Below are 16589 nucleotides of genomic sequence, written 5' to 3'. Positions count from 1 at the left end.
AGAAAGGCGATGTCCATTGATGTTGGATTAATATTTCAAATCGCCGGAATCGGCATTGTTTTAGCTTTTATTCATACCGTACTAAAAGAATTAAAGCGAGAGGATATTGCAAATTGGGTTATCCTTGTCGGTTTTGTCGTTATTTTATTTCATGTGGCATTTTTAATTAATACGCTATTCGACAAGATTAAGAGTGTCTTTCTCTTCCAGTAAAGGAGGCGGTTCGAATCGAAATTATACAAATTGTCGGATTAGGCCTCGTTGCTACGTTTTTAGCAGCTGTATTGAATCAGCATAAATCTAGCATTACGTCGTTATTTATTGTGTTCGTAGGTAGCGTGATGTTTCTTCTTTTAATTGATCAAATTCACTCTATTTTACAAATGATCGAGAGAGTAGCGAGTGAAGCAAAAGTTAGCAACGTATATGTAGAAACGTTGCTAAAAATTATTGGAATTGCTTATATTGCTGAGTTTGGAGCACAAATTACAAAAGATGCAGGGCAGGGGGCAATCGCTTCGAAAATTGAATTAGCTGGAAAAATCTTAATTTTAGTAATGGCGATTCCTATTTTGACGGTTGTCATTGAAACTATTCTCGGATTTTTACCGACGGGATAAGGGGGAGTGAATGTTGAGGGGGTTTGGAGCTAAGCTGCTATTTGCTTGCTTCCTTTTCTTTTCTTTACCGGTTGTTGTACAAGCTTCTCCTGTAGAAACAAACGTCGTTGATCAACAATTGGATAAGCTCGGAATTGAAGATGTGAAGCAATTTTGGGACGGGCTTGTTACAAAATATGGAGGTTATTTACCAGAGAGTCAAAAAGGTAGTTTTATGGAGTTTGTAAAGGGAGAAAAAGAAATTTCTATAAAAGAGTGGATGCTAGGTTTATTAAAGTATTTATTTCACGAGCTTGTTGCAAATGGGAAGCTGTTGGGAACGCTCATTATGCTTACAATTTTTAGTGCATTGTTGCAATCACTGCAATCTGCATTTTCAAAGAGTAGTGTAAGTAAAATTGCGGATGCAGTTGTATATATGGTACTTATTATTTTCGCTTTAAATAGTTTTTATGTCGTCATGACATATGCAAGAGAAACGATACAAACAATGGTAGATTTCATATTAGCGCTATTGCCAATCTTGCTTGCACTCATAGCAACTGGAGGTGGTGTTGTATCTGTATCGTTTTTTCATCCGATTATCATCTTTTTAATGAACACGAGCGGGCTTTTGATGAATTATATCGTTCTACCACTTTTATTACTTGCAACGATATTAAGTATTGTAAGTACGATGAGTGATCAATATAAAGTTACGAAATTGTCCAAGCTTCTGCAAAATGTTAGCGTTGGGATTATCGGTATTTTTTTAACGATTTTTTTAGGGGTATTATCTGTACAAGGAACAGCGACAGCTGTTGCTGATGGAATAGCTGTGAAAACTGCTAAATTTGTAACAGGGAACTTTATTCCCGTAGTAGGAAGAATGTTTACAGAGGCGGCGGATACTGTTATTAGTGCATCGGGATTATTAAAAAACACAGTCGGAATTATCGGGCTCGTCATTCTATGCTTAATTGTTGCTTTTCCAGCGATTCAAATTTTTTGTATCGCGTTTATTTATAAATTCGCAGCAGCAGTATTACAGCCAGTTGGCAGCGGAGCAATTATTCAATGTTTAGATATTATCGGGCGAAGCATCATTTATGTATTTGCTTGCTTAGCTATCGTATCATTTATGTTCTTTTTAAGTATCACAATTATTATTGCTGCGGGGAACATTACACTTATGATGCGGTAGGAGGTGAAGGGTATGCAATTTGTTACAGAGTGGATTAGAAATATTATCGTTTTTTTACTCTTAGCGACAATGCTTCATCTTATTCTTCCAAATTCAAATTTGCAAAAGTACGTTAAATTCGTTGTAAGTCTATTATTAGTTGTTTTAATCTTAACGCCTCTTTTTAAACTACTGCAAACAGATGTGAATGAAGTAATCGCAAATTTTAATGAAGAGAAGTACGTAGCAGAAGGATCTGTAAAAAATTCAATAGATTCGAAGAAAAAAGAAATACAAGCTCTAACACGTGCATATAGTTTAGAAGAGATGGCTACCAAAATGAAAAAAGAAGTAGGAAAAGAATTCGAGAAAAAGTATGGTATGACAGTCTCTGAAATACAAATAGTCGCAGCGGAAAGTACAGCGGAAGTAAAGTCAGCAAAAGATATTCAAACTGTTGTTGTGACGTTGAAAGAAAAAGAACGTAGTAAAAATGATGCAATCGAAACAGTAAAACCAGTTGAAATTAACACGAAGGAACCTCCGAAAAAAGTAGAAGAAACGAATGTGGAAATGAAAGATTTCTTTTCAAGCAGATGGCAACTAGAGAATAAACAAATCCAAGTTCAAATGGAAGGGAGGACAGGTAGAGTAAATGGACAATAAAGATAAAAATTCGAAGTTCTCATTTTTTCGAAACTTATTGAATGGGGATGAAAAAGAAAGCAATGAGAAGGGAAAAAAGATAACACCTAAGTTTTTACTTGTCCTACTCATACTTGGGATTTTGCTTATGTTTTCTAGTAGTCTTTTTTCAAGTAAAAAAGAAGAAGTACCTGTATTTAAAGAACAAAAAACGCAAAACCAAGAAAAAGACGTACCAACTTTTGGACAAAAAAATAATGATAGTATGTCAAATGTAGAAAAGTATGAAAAAGCGTATGAACAAGAATTAAAAGCAGCTTTAGAAGAAATAGCGGGAGTAAAAAATGTAACGATTAAAGTAAATTTAGATTCATCTGAAGAAAAAATATTAGAAAAAAATACAGTGAAACGTTCACAAACAACAGGTGAAACAGATAAAACAGGCGGTCAGAGGAAAGTAGAAGATGAGTCCCTTGATGAAAAGACCGTCATTATACGTGAAGGGGATAAAGAAACTCCCGTTGTTTTACGAACAGAGAAACCGAAAGTGCGAGGTGTTCTTGTCGTAGCAAAGGGAGTGGATAATATACAAGTTAAAGCGATGGTAAAAGAAGCTGTCATACGGCTGCTAGATGTACCAGCCCATCGCGTTTCAGTTTCACCGAAAAATTGATAGGGAGGAAATAAAGTGTTAAAAAAACAAACGGTTTGGCTATTAACGATGTTAAGTTTAGTTGTTGTACTATCTGTTTATTACGTAACAACTCCTGACAAAATGAATACAGCATCGCCGGCAACAGGTGAAAAGATTGGACAAGAAAAACAAGGTACTGACAAAGCAGTAACAAATGAAGCACCTAAAGAAACGCCAAAAAAAGAAAATACAAGCAAGGAAACATCAAATAAAGAAACAAATAAAGAAACAGACAAAAAAGAGAGTGCTAACAAAGAAACAAGTAAAAAAGATGCTAACGTAACGGTTCAATCAAGTGATGAAAATTTCACAGCGTTACGTATGCAAATGGAAGATCAGCTAAGTGAACAAAAATCAAGATTACAAGAAGTCATGAATTCAGCAAAATCTTCAGCAACAGAAAAGAGTAAAGCGAAAGATAATTTTGATGCAATTACTACAATGGAAACGAAGCAAGAATTACTTGAGACAGTGATTAAGTCTCAAGGAGGATATAAAGATGCCCTTGTAAGAGCTGATGGAACTGACATTAAAGTAACTGTGAAAGCAGCAAAGCATTCACAAAAAGAAGCGAATAAAATTATACAGCTTGTAAGAAGTGAAGGCGGATCAAAAGATGTAGGTGTGAAATTTGATCCACCAACAAAATAAAAACTAATAATCCGCGGGGGAATCCCTCGCGGATTATTAGTTTTTACGAATCGGATTGTTTGAAAATAGTTATAGAAAAAAAGCTATCATTTTCGATAGCTTTTTTCTGTTTCGTCTTTGTAGTTGTTTTTATTATGTTCAACTCGGAACGGAGAAATACGCTGTGAGTAAAAGATTAGCGGTTCATGGTAATGATGATTACTTTTTCCGGATTTGACGTGGATGAAGAGAACGAATGCCCAGACCATTACGGCAGGTAAGAAGAGAATGAGCCATATCATATGTCCACACCTCGATACGATATATTTTCTACACTTTGAACATACTATTCTTATATGAAGGAATGATGAACGGTGTGTAAACAAAAAAATAATATTTGGTAAAAATATGTTGTTGACTATAGATGAGGTGAAGAGTGGAGCGGTAATGATTTGTTTATTGTGTAGCATTGTGAAAAAAGTAAGGAATGTTTTTTTAGAAGTGGTCTTGCCAATTTTGTGTGAAACTTGGTATTATTACTAGGTAATAAATTTTTATTGGAATAATATTTTTACAGGAGTTTCGATTTATTATAAAGAAATATAAATTGGAATGTTTAAAAAATTTATCGTAAGATGGAAATAGCAATTATTTCTATTAGTAAATGAAATGCATTTTCTAATAGAGTACATCGTATTTTTACAGTCAATCTAGTTTTAGTGACGATAATCTGTAAAAACGGGACAAACAAGAGTATGGGAGTGGATTTTACATGTTTAAAATTCAAGAAGTTCGTGAATTAATTAAATTAATTGATAGCTCTAATATTGATGAATTTGAATACAAAAAAGATGGTACGACAATCAAAATGAAAAAGCGTGGTAATGAAGTTGTTGCGGTGCAAGCACCTGTAGCAAAACAAGTCGTGCAACCAGTAGCACCTGTTGAAGTTGAAACAACAGTAGCGGCAGCACAAGTGGAAGTACCAAAACAAGAAGAGCAAAAAGTGGTTCAAAATGAAAACCTACATAAAATTACATCACCGATGGTAGGTACATTCTATTCTTCATCTTCGCCTGATACACCTGCATATGTAAGTGTAGGAGACAGAGTATCAAAAGATTCTATCGTATGCATTGTTGAGGCTATGAAGTTATTTAATGAAATCGATGCAGATGTAGATGGGGAAATTGTTGAGATTCTTGTTAATAATGGACAGCTTGTTGAGTATGGACAACCGCTATTTCTTGTAAAAGCGTAATAAGGGAGTCTTTGTGATGATAAAAAAAGTATTAATAGCCAATCGTGGGGAAATTGCTGTACGAATTATTCGTGCTTGTAAAGAAATGGATATTGAAACAGTCGCAATTTATTCAGAAGCAGATAAAGAGTCACTTCACGTACAAATTGCTGATGAGGCGTATTGTGTAGGACCAACAATTTCGAAAGAAAGCTATTTAAATTTGACGAACATTATTAGTGTTGCGAAGTTAACAGGCTGCGATGCTATTCATCCAGGATACGGATTTTTAGCAGAGAATGCAGATTTTGCAGAGCTATGCCGTGAATGTAACTTGATTTTTATCGGTCCAAGTCCAGAAGCTATTTCAAAGATGGGCACAAAAGACGTTGCTCGTGATACAATGAAAGAAGCAGGGGTTCCGATTGTACCAGGTTCACAAGGGATTATCAAAAATACCGAAGAAGCGATCGAGCTTGCTAATCAAATTGGATATCCAGTTATTATTAAAGCAACTGCAGGTGGCGGCGGAAAAGGTATTCGTGTTGCACGCCATGAAGAAGAGCTTGTAAAAGGAATTCAAATTACACAGCAAGAAGCTAGTACCGCTTTTGGGAACCCTGGTGTATACTTAGAAAAGTACGTTGAAGATTTCCGCCATGTTGAGATTCAAATAATGGCAGATACACATGGAAATGCCATTCATTTAGGAGAGCGTGATTGTACAATTCAGCGCCGCTTGCAAAAACTACTAGAAGAAAGTCCATCACCTGCACTTGATGAAAATGTTCGCAAGCAGATGGGTGATGCGGCAGTTAAAGCGGCGGTAGCGGTTGATTATACAGGTGCTGGTACGGTTGAGTTTATTTATGAATATAGAACGAAAAGCTTTTATTTCATGGAGATGAATACGAGAATTCAAGTTGAGCATCCAGTTACTGAAATGGTAACAGGGATGGATTTAATTAAAGAACAAATTCGTGTTGCTTCTGGAGAAAAGTTATCGTTACAGCAAGAAGAAGTACAATTTAATGGTTGGGCAATTGAATGCCGAATTAATGCGGAAAACCCTGCCAAAAAATTTATGCCATCCCCAGGTAAAGTAGAAATGTACTTGCCACCAGGCGGATTTGGTATTCGCGTCGATTCAGCTGTATATCCGGGATATTCAATCCCACCTTTCTATGATTCGATGGTTGCTAAATTAATTGTTCACGGAAAAACACGTGAAGAGGCAATTGCAAAAATGAAGCGTGCACTCAGTGAGTTTGTCATTGAAGGCGTACATACAACAATCCCGTTCCATTTGCAATTGCTAGATCATCCTGATTTTGTAAAAGGTGAGTTTAATACGAAGTTTTTGGAAGAGCATGAACTTGTGACGCAGTGATACATTAAAGGAGGTTTTTTTTCATGGCTGAACATATGTTAGATATGGGTCAAGATACAACTCTTGGTAAAGTAGAAATTGCACCAGAAGTAATTGAAGTAATCGCAGGTATTGCAGCTGCTGAAGTAGAAGGTGTAGCGGCAATGCGTGGTAATTTTGCTACAGATGTTGTTGAGAAGTTAGGTAAGAAAAATCATGGTAAAGGTGTAAAGGTTGAATTAGCAAACGAAGATATTATCGTTGACCTTTATGTTGTAATGTATTTTGGCGTAGCAATTCCAGTTGTTGCACAAAAGATTCAAGACAACATTCGCCAGGCACTCTTTACAATGACAGGGCTTGAGCCAAAAGAAGTGAATGTTCACATCGTTGGCGTAACATTCGAAACACAAAAAACAGAAATTGAACCAGTGTAAGAATGAAAAAGGTGCCTAGTAACATAGGCATCTTTTTTATCGTTTCATTTCTTCACAAATTAAAACCCTCTAATTATTATACTATTTCAAAAAATAAGAAATCAAAAAGAAGATGTTTCGTTTTTCCAAAAAACGTACATTGTGATAAGATATGGAACTTGAAGTTAATCTTTTTATTATTTTTCAGCCTTGTAACCCGTGTATGAAACGATAAATTGTGTTATTATCATTGTATTATAAGGTTGGAAAATCAATGAAAACTGTAAGAGTAAGTGAATTGACGGCTTATAAATTATAATAATATAACAAAGCATAAGGAAAGACTTGAAGCATAAAGGAGAGTTACAATGAAACGTAGGACGGCTAGAGAAAGAGCTATGCAAGCATTATACCAAATGGATATTACAGGTGAATTAGAACCGAAAGTAGCGGTGGAAAACACGCTAGATGAAGGTGAAGAAACAAATGATTTTCTAGAATCACTTGTAGTAGGTTTTGTAGAAAATAAAGAAGTAATTGATGAAGCGATTCGTCAAAACTTAAAAAAATGGAAGCTGGAGCGTATTAGTATTGTTGATCGCAGTATTTTACGTGTAGCTGTGTATGAAATGAAATACATGGAAGAAATTCCACACAACGTAACAATTAACGAAGCGATTGAAATTGCTAAAACATTTGGGGATGAGGAATCTCGTCGTTTTATTAACGGCGTTTTATCTAATATAAAAGATACACTGTAATTTCTTTAAGGGGGAATCTTAAAATGGTAGCAGTAATCATCAAAGGAAATGAAGTTGCGGAGAAAAAACGAGCACAATTAACAGAAGAAGTTGTGAAGTTGAAAGAGCAAGGGATTGTACCAGGATTAGCAGTTATTCTAGTTGGAGAAGATCCAGCCTCTCGTTCTTATGTAAAAGGAAAAGAAAAGGGCTGTGAACAAGTAGGAATCTATTCAGAGCTAATTGAACTTCCTGAAACAATTACTGAGGAGCGTTTGCTTGCTGAAATCGATTGCTTAAATGGCGATGACCGTATTAATGGCATTTTAGTGCAATTACCTTTACCAAAACATATTGAAGAAAAAGCTATCATTGAAAGAATTTCACCAGAAAAAGATGTAGATGGATTTCACCCAATCAGCGTGGGACGTATGATGACGGGACAAGATACATTCCTTCCATGTACACCGCACGGTATCGTAGAATTAGTAAAAGAAACAAATCTTGATATCTCAGGAAAACATGTTGTAGTAATTGGAAGAAGTAATATTGTCGGCAAGCCAGTGGGGCAATTGTTCTTAAATGAAAATGCAACTGTCACATATTGTCATTCTAAAACGCAAAATATGAAAGAGTTAACGAAGTTAGCTGATATTTTAATCGTAGCTGTTGGACGACCTAAAATGGTAACAGCTGATTATATTAAAGAAGGAGCGGTTGTAATCGACGTTGGTGTGAACCGTTTAGAAACAGGTAAACTTTGTGGTGATGTTGACTTTGACAACGTGTTAGATGTTGCAGGTTACATTACACCTGTGCCAAAGGGTGTTGGTCCAATGACGATCACAATGCTTCTTCATAATACTGTTGAATCTGCTAAGCGTGCAGGTGTCGTTTGTAAATAATTTGAGTCGGCTATGAGGAGAGAGAAATGGAAAAACAATATTTAACCGTTACAGCGTTAACACGCTATATAAAAACAAAAATAGAATATGATCCGCATTTGCAGTCTGTTTGGTTAAAAGGTGAAATTTCCAACTTTAAAAATCATAGTCGTGGCCACATGTACTTTACATTGAAAGATGAAAATGCAAGAATCGCAGCGGTTATGTTTGCGGGTCATAATCGTAATATTAAATTCAGACCTGAAAATGGGATGAAGGTACTTGTGAAAGGGAAAATTTCCGTTTACGAGGCGAGTGGTTCTTATCAAATTTATATTCAAGACATGCAGCCTGACGGAGTCGGAAACCTGCATTTAGCTTACGAACAATTAAAGGTTCGTTTAGAGGAAGAAGGTTTGTTTTCTCAAGTTTATAAAAAAACAATTCCTCCTTACGCTAAAACAATAGGTGTGATTACGTCGCCAACAGGGGCAGCGATTCGTGATGTTATAACAACGATTAAACGTCGTTATCCAATTGGAAATGTTATTGTGTTTCCGGTACTTGTACAGGGGGAGTCAGCAGCTCCCTCAATTGTACAAGCGATTCGTACAGCGAATGAAATGGGAGAGATAGATGTCCTAATCGTTGGGCGAGGGGGAGGCTCTATTGAAGAGTTATGGGCTTTCAATGAAGAAATGGTAGCAAGGGCAATCTTTAAGAGTGAGATCCCTATTATTTCGGCAGTAGGCCATGAAACGGACTTTACAATTGCGGATTTTGTTGCCGATTTACGTGCGCCAACACCGACTGCAGCAGCTGAGCTGGCAGCGCCTAACATTATAGAGTTACAAGAAAAGGTATTACAAAGAACTCTAAGATTGCAAAGAGCAATGAGAGAGTTAGTACATAAAAAAGAAGAAAAACTACAAGTATTGCAAAAATCTTATGCGTTCCGTTATCCAAGACAAGTATATGAGCAAAAAGAAGAGCAATTAGATAGAGCGTTAGAACAGCTTGTTTTAGCGAAAGAGCGCTATATTGATAAAAAGGTAAATCAGTTAAAACAGCTTTCATTTTATTTAGAGAAGCACCACCCAGCTCAAAAAATTATGCAAACGAAGGTAGCGGTTGAAACATTGCAAAAGCAATTGCAACGTGAAATGCAAACATTACTTCAAACGAAAGAATTTGCCTTTGTAAGAGCTGCTCAAAAACTTGAAGCGTTAAGTCCGCTTAAAGTAATGATGAGAGGGTACGGGCTTGTATATGATGAAGAGAAGCAAGTGTTAAAAAGTGTGAAAGATGTCAGCCTTGGAGATGCTGTTTCAGTTCAATTACAAGATGGAATACTAGATTGTAGCGTATCAGGCATAGAGGAGCGTGAATTGAATAATGGAAAATAAATTAAGCTTTGAAGAGGCAATTTCGCAACTTGAGCACCTCGTTTCTAAGCTAGAGCAAGGTGACGTACCTTTAGAAGAAGCAATTTCTTATTTTAAAGAGGGTATGGAATTATCTAAGCTTTGTGATGAGAAGTTGAAGAACGTACAAGAACAAATGGCAGTTATTCTTGGGGAAGATGGAGAGCTTGAACCGTTTACTGCTTTAGGAGATGAAGCATAGTGACTATTGCTTTTGATACTTTTTTGAAAGAAAGTAAAACTTTCGTAGAAGAGAAGCTTGTAAGCTATGCAAATGAATTACAATGTCCAAATGTACTTCGTGAAGCGATGGCATATTCTTTGGAAGCGGGTGGAAAGCGTCTCCGCCCGTTACTTTTATTTGCGACATTACAAGCGTTTGGTAAAGAAAGAAATCTTGGAATAGGTGCAGCTTGTGCTCTTGAAATGATACATACATACTCGTTAGTTCATGATGATTTACCTTGTATGGATGATGATGATTTAAGAAGAGGTAAGCCCACAAATCATAAAGTATTTGGTGAAGCGATGGCAGTTTTAGCAGGCGATGGTTTGTTGACGTATGCTTTTCAAGTTATTATGGCATATGAACAAAAGGAAATCTCTGCTGAAAAAAAAGTAAGACTTGTACTTGAGCTTGCAAAAGCGGCAGGACCAGAAGGAATGGTTGGCGGACAAGTGGCAGATATGGAAGCTGAAGGGAAACAGCTTACGATTGATGAGTTGGAGTATATTCATAAGCATAAGACTGGGAAACTACTTGAATTCGCTGTACTTGCAGGATCGATACTTTCTGATGCCACAGAAGAACAAGAAGAAAAGTTACTTGCGTTTGCAAAATATATCGGCCTAGCTTTCCAAATTCGAGATGATATTTTAGATGTGGAAGGAACCGAAGAAGAGATTGGAAAACCAATTGGTAGTGATGTTTCCAACGAAAAGAGCACATATACGACGTTATTTACTGTAGATAGAGCGAAGGATATTTTAGAAGAAACAATTGCAAAAGCAAAAGGTGCTATTGGTTCCTTGCAATTACAAGATGAATATTTACTATCTATTTGCGATTTGATTGCAAAACGTAATAACTAATATAACAGCGTTTCCATTTGTTGAGTCATTCATCATTTTATGATATAAATGTAGGAAAAGGTTTTTCTTTTCTTGTTATTGGCAAAAATATATGTAGATTACATTGCCGTTATCACTTCGTGTTAGCGGCTATTTTTTTCATCGCCTAAAGAAATATGGTTTATAATAGGATTAGGGCGCAATAGACTGGTTAATTGCAGGACAAGGTGAAAAATAAAAAAAGATAATTTCTTGTTTTGTGTAAATGTTTTTTATAATATTTGACATGTTGACAGATTATGAAATGAAAGTGAGTGATCCATGTGGATCTAACGCAAATTCAAAACCCTAGTTTTTTGAAAGATATGTCTATCGGTGAACTAGAGGGATTGAGTGAGGATATTCGTAAGTTTTTAATTGAAGAGCTCTCTCAAACAGGTGGACATATTGCACCTAATTTAGGTGTAGTAGAACTCACAATTGCTCTGCATAAATTATTTGATAGTCCGAAAGATAAATTTTTATGGGACGTAGGACATCAATCCTATGTACATAAAATTTTAACAGGACGTGCAAAGGAATTCGGTACATTAAGGCAATATCAAGGTCTATGTGGTTTCCCAAAACGTTGCGAGAGTGAGCATGATGTATGGGAAACTGGCCATAGCTCGACATCATTATCTGCTGCAATGGGAATGGCTCTAGCACGTGATTTAAAGAAAACGAAAGAATATGTTATACCAATCATTGGAGATGGTGCTCTAACCGGCGGAATGGCTTTAGAGGCATTGAACCATATTGGACATGAAAAAACAGACATGATTGTTATTTTGAATGATAATGAAATGTCAATTGCACCAAACGTTGGTGCACTTCATAATGTACTTGGACGTCTACGTACCGCAGGGAAATACCATTGGGTAAAAGATGAACTAGAGTATATATTAAAGAAAATCCCAGCAGTCGGTGGGAAAGTTGCTGCGACAGCAGAGAAAATAAAAGATAGTCTTAAATATTTACTAGTATCCGGTGTCTTTTTCGAAGAATTAGGCTTTACATATTTAGGTCCAGTTGATGGGCACGATTATGAAAAGTTATTCGAAACGTTGCAATATGCAAAGAAAACAAAAGGCCCAGTGCTTGTTCATGTTATTACGAAAAAAGGAAAAGGTTATAAACCAGCTGAGAGTGATGTTATTGGAACTTGGCATGGAACAGGACCTTATAAAATTGAATCAGGTGACTTCGTTAAACCGAAAGAAGTTGCACCAGCATGGAGTGCTGTTGTTAGTGATACAGTACTTAAGCTAGCGAGAACGGATGAGCGTATCGTTGCAATTACACCTGCAATGCCTGTTGGATCGAAACTTGAGAAATTCCAAAAAGAATTCCCGGATCGTATGATTGATGTAGGTATTGCAGAACAGCATGCTACAACAATGGCGGCGGGTATGGCAACGCAAGGAATGAAGCCATTCTTAGCGATTTATTCAACATTTTTACAAAGAGCATATGATCAAGTTGTTCATGATATATGTCGCCAAAATTTAAACGTCTTCATCGGAATCGATCGCTCTGGTTTAGTAGGAGCAGATGGTGAAACGCATCAAGGTGTATTTGACATCTCATTCTTACGTCATTTGCCGAATATGGTACTTATGATGCCGAAAGATGAAAATGAAGGGCAACATTTAGTATATACGGCGATGCAATATGAAGATGGACCAATCGCATTACGTTATGCGCGCGGTAATGGACTTGGTGTTCATATGGATGAAGAATTAAAGGCGATTCCAATCGGTACTTGGGAAACGTTAAAAGAAGGTACACAAGCGGCTATTTTAACATTTGGTACGACAATACCAATGGCAATGGAAGCAGCTGAGCGTCTTGAAAAGGCTGGAGTTTCAGTGAAAGTAGTGAACGCTCGCTTTATTAAACCGATGGATGAAGCATATTTACATGATCTCTTAGGGAAAAATATACCGATTTTAACGATTGAAGAAGCTTGCTTAATTGGTGGTTTTGGAACGGGAGTAGTTGAATTTGCATCTGAGAACGGGTACCATAGTGCGTTAATTGAACGAATGGGTATTCCAGACCGTTTCATAGAGCACGGTAGTGTAACAAAATTATTAGAAGAAATTGGTTTAACGACAGATGCTGTTGTAGACCGTATTCATACAATGATTCCATCAAAACAAAAAAGGGCGTAACAAATGAGTGCAAAAAAAGAAAGAGTAGATGTACTATTAGTAGAGCGAGGACTTATAGAAACACGTGAGAAAGCAAAACGCGCCGTTATGGCCGGACTTGTATATGCGAATGAGATGAGACTTGATAAGCCAGGAGAGAAGATCCCACAAGATACAGAGATTACGGTGAAGGGACAAGTTATGCCGTATGTAAGCCGTGGTGGTTATAAACTTGAAAAGGCATTGGAGACATTTCACCTGGATTTACAAGATAAAGTTATGATAGATATTGGTTCATCAACTGGTGGCTTTACAGATTGTGCGCTTCAAAACGGAGCGAAATTATCTTATGCATTAGATGTAGGATACAATCAACTTGCGTGGAAATTGCGTCAAGATGAGCGTGTTGTCGTAATGGAACGGACAAACTTCCGTTACGTGACACCAGCAGACTTAGAACGTGGTTTACCGCAATTTGCTAGTATCGATGTTTCATTTATATCATTAAAGCTTATACTGCCGGTTTTAAAAACAATGCTTATGCCTAATGGGGATGTAGCAGCGTTAATTAAACCACAGTTTGAAGCTGGAAGAGAGCAAGTTGGGAAAAAAGGTATCGTTCGTGATCGAAAAGTACATGAGGCTGTCGTAGAAATGATTGTCGACTTTGCTATAAAAGAAGGATACGACGTAGAAGGTTTAACATTCTCACCAATTACGGGCGGGGATGGTAATATTGAATTTTTAATTCATCTGAAATGGCATGGTGAACGTGAGAATGGCGAAAATCATTCTCCAGTTTCTGTTGAGCAAGTAGTTACAGAGGCGCATGATGTCCTAAAACAAAAAGGAAAAGGGGAATAACATATGTTGTTCCTCTTTTTGTTGTAATTGTATAATGATTGTAAAAACAATTGTGTACAAGCAACGAATTATAAGTTAACATAAATAAGTGAAGTATACCAATGTTTAAACTATGGTAAGAGATAGTGTGAGGTGCAAATGTATGAATAAAGGTCAGCGCCATATTAAAATCAGGGAAATTATTGCGAACAAAGAAATTGAAACACAAGATGAATTAGTTGATATTTTACGTAATGAGGGATTTAATGTAACGCAAGCAACAGTATCGCGCGATATTAAAGAACTGCACTTAGTGAAAGTGCCATTACATGATGGGCGCTATAAATATAGCTTGCCAGCAGATCAACGATTTAACCCGTTACAAAAATTAAAACGCAATCTAGTGGATTCATTTGTAAAATTAGACACGGCAGGACATATGCTTGTGCTAAAAACATTGCCTGGTAACGCTCATTCACTTGGAGCACTTATTGATCATTTAGAGTGGGATGAGATCATCGGAACCATCTGTGGTGATGATACTTGCTTAATTATTTGCCGTACACCTGAAGATACAGGTGTTGTCTCTGATCGTTTCTTAAATATGTTGTAAAAAAAAATCTTGTTTGCTTTCCTCTGTAAAGTGGAAAGTGAACAGGATTTTTTTATTGGTTAAAAATGTGAATTCTTAATTGTAATATAATATTTTCTTTGAATAAAATTAGAAAATAGGTGGATTGACCCGTAAAACGAATGTTTGGTACAATGGAGCGGTTAGAAAAGTAATTTATACATACAAACATATAGTTTGACTATTTGAATGAAGAACTGAGAAAAGCCCTTAATAGGGGATTAGTTTATAACGAGGTGAATGGGGCATTGTTATCGGAATTATCGATTAGAAACTTTGCTATTATTGAGGCATTAAATATTTCTTTTCAAAAAGGGTTAACGGTTTTAAGTGGTGAAACAGGGGCCGGAAAATCGATTATTATTGATGCGATTAGTTTACTTGTAGGTGGCCGTGGTTCAGCGGAATTTGTTCGATACGGAACAGAAAAAGCTGAGATAGAAGGGCTATTTTATGTAGAAGATGATAAGCATCCGTGTATTGAAAAGGCAGAAGAGTTGGATATAGAAATAGAAGACGGCATGATTATTTTGAAGCGTGATATCGCTGCAAACGGAAAAAGTGTATGTCGTGTAAATGGGAAACTGGTCACCCTTAGTATATTAAAGGAAATTGGAAAAACACTTGTTGATATTCATGGGCAGCACGAAACACAAGATTTAATGAATGAAGAGCGTCATATGTTTATGCTTGATCATTTTGATGGAGATCGCATTGTTAAACAATTGGGTATATATCAAAATGTATACGCTGACTATGAGAAATTAAAAAAACAGTTAAAATCGTTAAGTGAAAATGAACAACAAATGGCGCATCGCTTAGATTTAATTCAATTCCAGCATGAAGAAATCAGTAAGGCGGATTTAAAGATGGATGAAGAAATTGAATTAACTGAAGAACGATTGCAAATTTCTAATTTCGAAAAAATTTACAAAGCATTAGGCGATGCATATCGCTCATTAAGCGCTGACGGACAAGGGTTAGATAATGTACGAAGCGCAATGGGACAAATGGAGAGTATTACACATTTAGATGAAGTTTATCAAGAAAATCATGATTCAATTGCAAATAGCTACTACTTATTAGAAGAAGTTGCATATCAACTTAGAGAAAAGCTCGATATGATGGAATATGATCCGAAGCGTTTAGACGAAATTGAAACGCGTTTAAATGAAATTCGTATGCTAAAGAGAAAATATGGAAATACTGTAGAAGAGATTTTAGCGTATGCTGATAAAATTGAACAAGAAATTTTTACGATTGAAAATAAAGACGTTCATATTGAAACGACGAAGAAGCAATTAAAGGAATTAGAAAGTGTTATTCTGCAAGAAGCAACGTCGTTAAGTAATATGCGTCATGAGCTTGCAGAGCATCTTACAAATGCCATTCATCAGGAATTAAAAGAATTATATATGGAGAAAACAAAATTTGAAGTGAGAATCATGAAGAGAGAAGGAAATGCTGAAGAGCCTCTTGTTGAGGGTGCCCCGGTAAGACTTACGGCGGATGGCTACGATCATGTGGAATTTTATATTTCAACAAATCCAGGTGAGCCGCTAAAACCACTTTCAAAGGTCGCTTCTGGCGGAGAGTTATCTCGTATTATTTTGGCTTTAAAAAGCATTTTTTCTAAGCATCAAGGTGTTGCATCTGTTATTTTTGATGAAGTGGATACTGGTGTAAGTGGTCGGGTTGCACAGGCTATTGCGGAAAAAATTTATCGAGTATCAGTAAACTCGCAAGTACTTTGTATTACGCACTTACCTCAAGTAGCTTCAATGGCGGATTCACATTTATTTATTCGAAAACAAGTAGCGAATGATCGGACAATTACATCAGTTACCGTTTTAACTATGGAGGATAAAGTAACAGAAATAGCTCGAATGATTTCTGGTGTGGAAATTACAGATTTAACGACAGAACATGCGAAAGAATTACTTACGCAAGCGCATCATTTTAAACAGACAGCAGAGGCTATCCAGTAATGGATAGCTTTTTTTCTCAAATAATGATTTCTTAATT

Annotated in this window: 19 protein-coding genes; 18 read left to right on the top strand and 1 reads right to left on the bottom strand. The window is 36.4% G+C overall.

Features of this window, described 5'->3' with window-relative positions; genetic code table 11:
* The first annotated feature begins 9 nt into the window (after nucleotides 1-9).
* The 6 genes from spoIIIAC to DM800_RS08455 are packed head-to-tail and all read left to right on the top strand — an operon-like array spanning nucleotide 10 to nucleotide 3772.
* Nucleotides 10-213, top strand: a complete 204-nt coding sequence (gene spoIIIAC / locus DM800_RS08480) for a stage III sporulation protein AC (RefSeq protein WP_000020914.1) — start codon at nucleotides 10-12, stop codon at nucleotides 211-213.
* Between the two features lie 23 nt (nucleotides 214-236).
* On the top strand, nucleotides 237-620 hold the full coding sequence (spoIIIAD, locus tag DM800_RS08475; RefSeq protein ID WP_079998460.1) for a stage III sporulation protein AD: 384 nt from the start codon (nucleotides 237-239) through the stop codon (nucleotides 618-620).
* A gap of 10 nt (nucleotides 621-630) precedes the next feature.
* Entirely contained in the window at nucleotides 631-1803 is a 1173-nt protein-coding gene (gene spoIIIAE, locus DM800_RS08470; RefSeq protein ID WP_000943696.1) for a stage III sporulation protein AE, read from the top strand.
* A 12-nt stretch (nucleotides 1804-1815) separates the two neighbouring features.
* The gene (gene spoIIIAF, locus DM800_RS08465) at nucleotides 1816-2448 is read left to right on the top strand and encodes a stage III sporulation protein AF (protein WP_001161039.1); all 633 of its coding nucleotides are present in this window, start codon (nucleotides 1816-1818) and stop codon (nucleotides 2446-2448) included.
* Nucleotides 2438-3100 carry a stage III sporulation protein AG gene (gene spoIIIAG, locus DM800_RS08460; protein ID WP_087985167.1) on the top strand — a complete coding sequence of 221 codons (663 nt, stop codon included), beginning with the start codon at nucleotides 2438-2440 and terminating at the stop codon, nucleotides 3098-3100. Before spoIIIAF ends, spoIIIAG begins: the two co-directional genes overlap by 11 nt.
* Nucleotides 3101-3115: 15 nt before the next feature.
* Nucleotides 3116-3772: a SpoIIIAH-like family protein gene (locus tag DM800_RS08455; RefSeq protein WP_087985166.1), complete on the top strand. Its 657-nt coding sequence runs from the start codon at nucleotides 3116-3118 to the stop codon at nucleotides 3770-3772.
* An 86-nt stretch (nucleotides 3773-3858) separates the two neighbouring features.
* Here DM800_RS08455 and DM800_RS08450 read toward each other — a convergent pair whose 3' ends face one another.
* On the bottom strand, nucleotides 3859-4053 hold the full coding sequence (locus tag DM800_RS08450; RefSeq protein ID WP_002107729.1) for a hypothetical protein: 195 nt from the start codon (nucleotides 4051-4053) through the stop codon (nucleotides 3859-3861).
* Between the two features lie 470 nt (nucleotides 4054-4523).
* Between DM800_RS08450 and accB the strand changes: the two genes are divergently transcribed.
* From accB to recN, 12 genes are all read left to right on the top strand, one after another.
* The gene (gene accB / locus DM800_RS08445; protein ID WP_000472875.1) at nucleotides 4524-5012 is read left to right on the top strand and encodes an acetyl-CoA carboxylase biotin carboxyl carrier protein; all 489 of its coding nucleotides are present in this window, start codon (nucleotides 4524-4526) and stop codon (nucleotides 5010-5012) included.
* Between the two features lie 16 nt (nucleotides 5013-5028).
* On the top strand, nucleotides 5029-6381 hold the full coding sequence (accC, locus tag DM800_RS08440) for an acetyl-CoA carboxylase biotin carboxylase subunit (protein ID WP_000592872.1): 1353 nt from the start codon (nucleotides 5029-5031) through the stop codon (nucleotides 6379-6381).
* A 23-nt stretch (nucleotides 6382-6404) separates the two neighbouring features.
* Nucleotides 6405-6797 carry an Asp23/Gls24 family envelope stress response protein gene (locus tag DM800_RS08435; protein WP_000807630.1) on the top strand — a complete coding sequence of 131 codons (393 nt, stop codon included), beginning with the start codon at nucleotides 6405-6407 and terminating at the stop codon, nucleotides 6795-6797.
* A 347-nt stretch (nucleotides 6798-7144) separates the two neighbouring features.
* The gene (gene nusB / locus DM800_RS08430) at nucleotides 7145-7537 is read left to right on the top strand and encodes a N utilization substance protein NusB (protein WP_000830244.1); all 393 of its coding nucleotides are present in this window, start codon (nucleotides 7145-7147) and stop codon (nucleotides 7535-7537) included.
* 23 nt (nucleotides 7538-7560) lie between these two features.
* On the top strand, nucleotides 7561-8421 hold the full coding sequence (gene folD / locus DM800_RS08425) for a bifunctional methylenetetrahydrofolate dehydrogenase/methenyltetrahydrofolate cyclohydrolase FolD (RefSeq protein WP_147786713.1): 861 nt from the start codon (nucleotides 7561-7563) through the stop codon (nucleotides 8419-8421).
* A 26-nt stretch (nucleotides 8422-8447) separates the two neighbouring features.
* Nucleotides 8448-9806: an exodeoxyribonuclease VII large subunit gene (gene xseA / locus DM800_RS08420; RefSeq protein ID WP_000415269.1), complete on the top strand. Its 1359-nt coding sequence runs from the start codon at nucleotides 8448-8450 to the stop codon at nucleotides 9804-9806.
* A complete protein-coding gene (gene xseB, locus DM800_RS08415; protein WP_000428423.1) occupies nucleotides 9796-10026 on the top strand; it encodes an exodeoxyribonuclease VII small subunit in 231 nt (76 codons plus the stop codon). The genes xseA and xseB overlap by 11 nt, the downstream gene beginning before the upstream one ends.
* A complete protein-coding gene (gene ispA / locus DM800_RS08410) occupies nucleotides 10026-10916 on the top strand; it encodes a (2E,6E)-farnesyl diphosphate synthase (protein ID WP_000150365.1) in 891 nt (296 codons plus the stop codon). The genes xseB and ispA overlap by 1 nt, the downstream gene beginning before the upstream one ends.
* A 302-nt stretch (nucleotides 10917-11218) precedes the next feature.
* The gene (dxs, locus tag DM800_RS08405) at nucleotides 11219-13111 is read left to right on the top strand and encodes a 1-deoxy-D-xylulose-5-phosphate synthase (protein WP_046956368.1); all 1893 of its coding nucleotides are present in this window, start codon (nucleotides 11219-11221) and stop codon (nucleotides 13109-13111) included.
* Nucleotides 13112-13114: 3 nt separating this feature from the next.
* A complete protein-coding gene (locus tag DM800_RS08400; RefSeq protein WP_001274751.1) occupies nucleotides 13115-13954 on the top strand; it encodes a TlyA family RNA methyltransferase in 840 nt (279 codons plus the stop codon).
* A 142-nt stretch (nucleotides 13955-14096) separates the two neighbouring features.
* The gene (argR, locus tag DM800_RS08395; RefSeq protein ID WP_001032581.1) at nucleotides 14097-14546 is read left to right on the top strand and encodes an arginine repressor ArgR; all 450 of its coding nucleotides are present in this window, start codon (nucleotides 14097-14099) and stop codon (nucleotides 14544-14546) included.
* 266 nt (nucleotides 14547-14812) lie between these two features.
* On the top strand, nucleotides 14813-16552 hold the full coding sequence (gene recN, locus DM800_RS08390) for a DNA repair protein RecN (protein WP_000947743.1): 1740 nt from the start codon (nucleotides 14813-14815) through the stop codon (nucleotides 16550-16552).
* The last annotated feature ends 37 nt before the right edge of the window (nucleotides 16553-16589 follow it).

The organism is Bacillus sp. AY18-3 (assembly GCF_008042305.1).
In the GTDB taxonomy this organism is placed as follows: Bacteria; Bacillota; Bacilli; order Bacillales; family Bacillaceae_G; genus Bacillus_A; species Bacillus_A wiedmannii.
This window is presented reverse-complemented; position numbering and strand designations above follow the sequence as displayed.

Bases quoted from the DNA above. Each gene is read 5' to 3' on its own strand.
- DM800_RS08450 (WP_002107729.1), bottom strand. From the start codon at position 4,053: ATGATATGGCTCATTCTCTTCTTACCTGCCGTAATGGTCTGGGCATTC.
- spoIIIAG (WP_087985167.1), top strand. From the start codon at position 2,438: ATGGACAATAAAGATAAAAATTCGAAGTTCTCATTTTTTCGAAACTTA.
- DM800_RS08400 (WP_001274751.1), top strand. From the start codon at position 13,115: ATGAGTGCAAAAAAAGAAAGAGTAGATGTACTATTAGTAGAGCGAGGA.
- spoIIIAF (WP_001161039.1), top strand. From the start codon at position 1,816: ATGCAATTTGTTACAGAGTGGATTAGAAATATTATCGTTTTTTTACTC.
- xseB (WP_000428423.1), top strand. From the start codon at position 9,796: ATGGAAAATAAATTAAGCTTTGAAGAGGCAATTTCGCAACTTGAGCAC.
- DM800_RS08435 (WP_000807630.1), top strand. From the start codon at position 6,405: ATGGCTGAACATATGTTAGATATGGGTCAAGATACAACTCTTGGTAAA.
- accB (WP_000472875.1), top strand. From the start codon at position 4,524: ATGTTTAAAATTCAAGAAGTTCGTGAATTAATTAAATTAATTGATAGC.
- nusB (WP_000830244.1), top strand. From the start codon at position 7,145: ATGAAACGTAGGACGGCTAGAGAAAGAGCTATGCAAGCATTATACCAA.
- argR (WP_001032581.1), top strand. From the start codon at position 14,097: ATGAATAAAGGTCAGCGCCATATTAAAATCAGGGAAATTATTGCGAAC.
- spoIIIAC (WP_000020914.1), top strand. From the start codon at position 10: ATGTCCATTGATGTTGGATTAATATTTCAAATCGCCGGAATCGGCATT.
- accC (WP_000592872.1), top strand. From the start codon at position 5,029: ATGATAAAAAAAGTATTAATAGCCAATCGTGGGGAAATTGCTGTACGA.
- spoIIIAE (WP_000943696.1), top strand. From the start codon at position 631: ATGTTGAGGGGGTTTGGAGCTAAGCTGCTATTTGCTTGCTTCCTTTTC.
- folD (WP_147786713.1), top strand. From the start codon at position 7,561: ATGGTAGCAGTAATCATCAAAGGAAATGAAGTTGCGGAGAAAAAACGA.
- xseA (WP_000415269.1), top strand. From the start codon at position 8,448: ATGGAAAAACAATATTTAACCGTTACAGCGTTAACACGCTATATAAAA.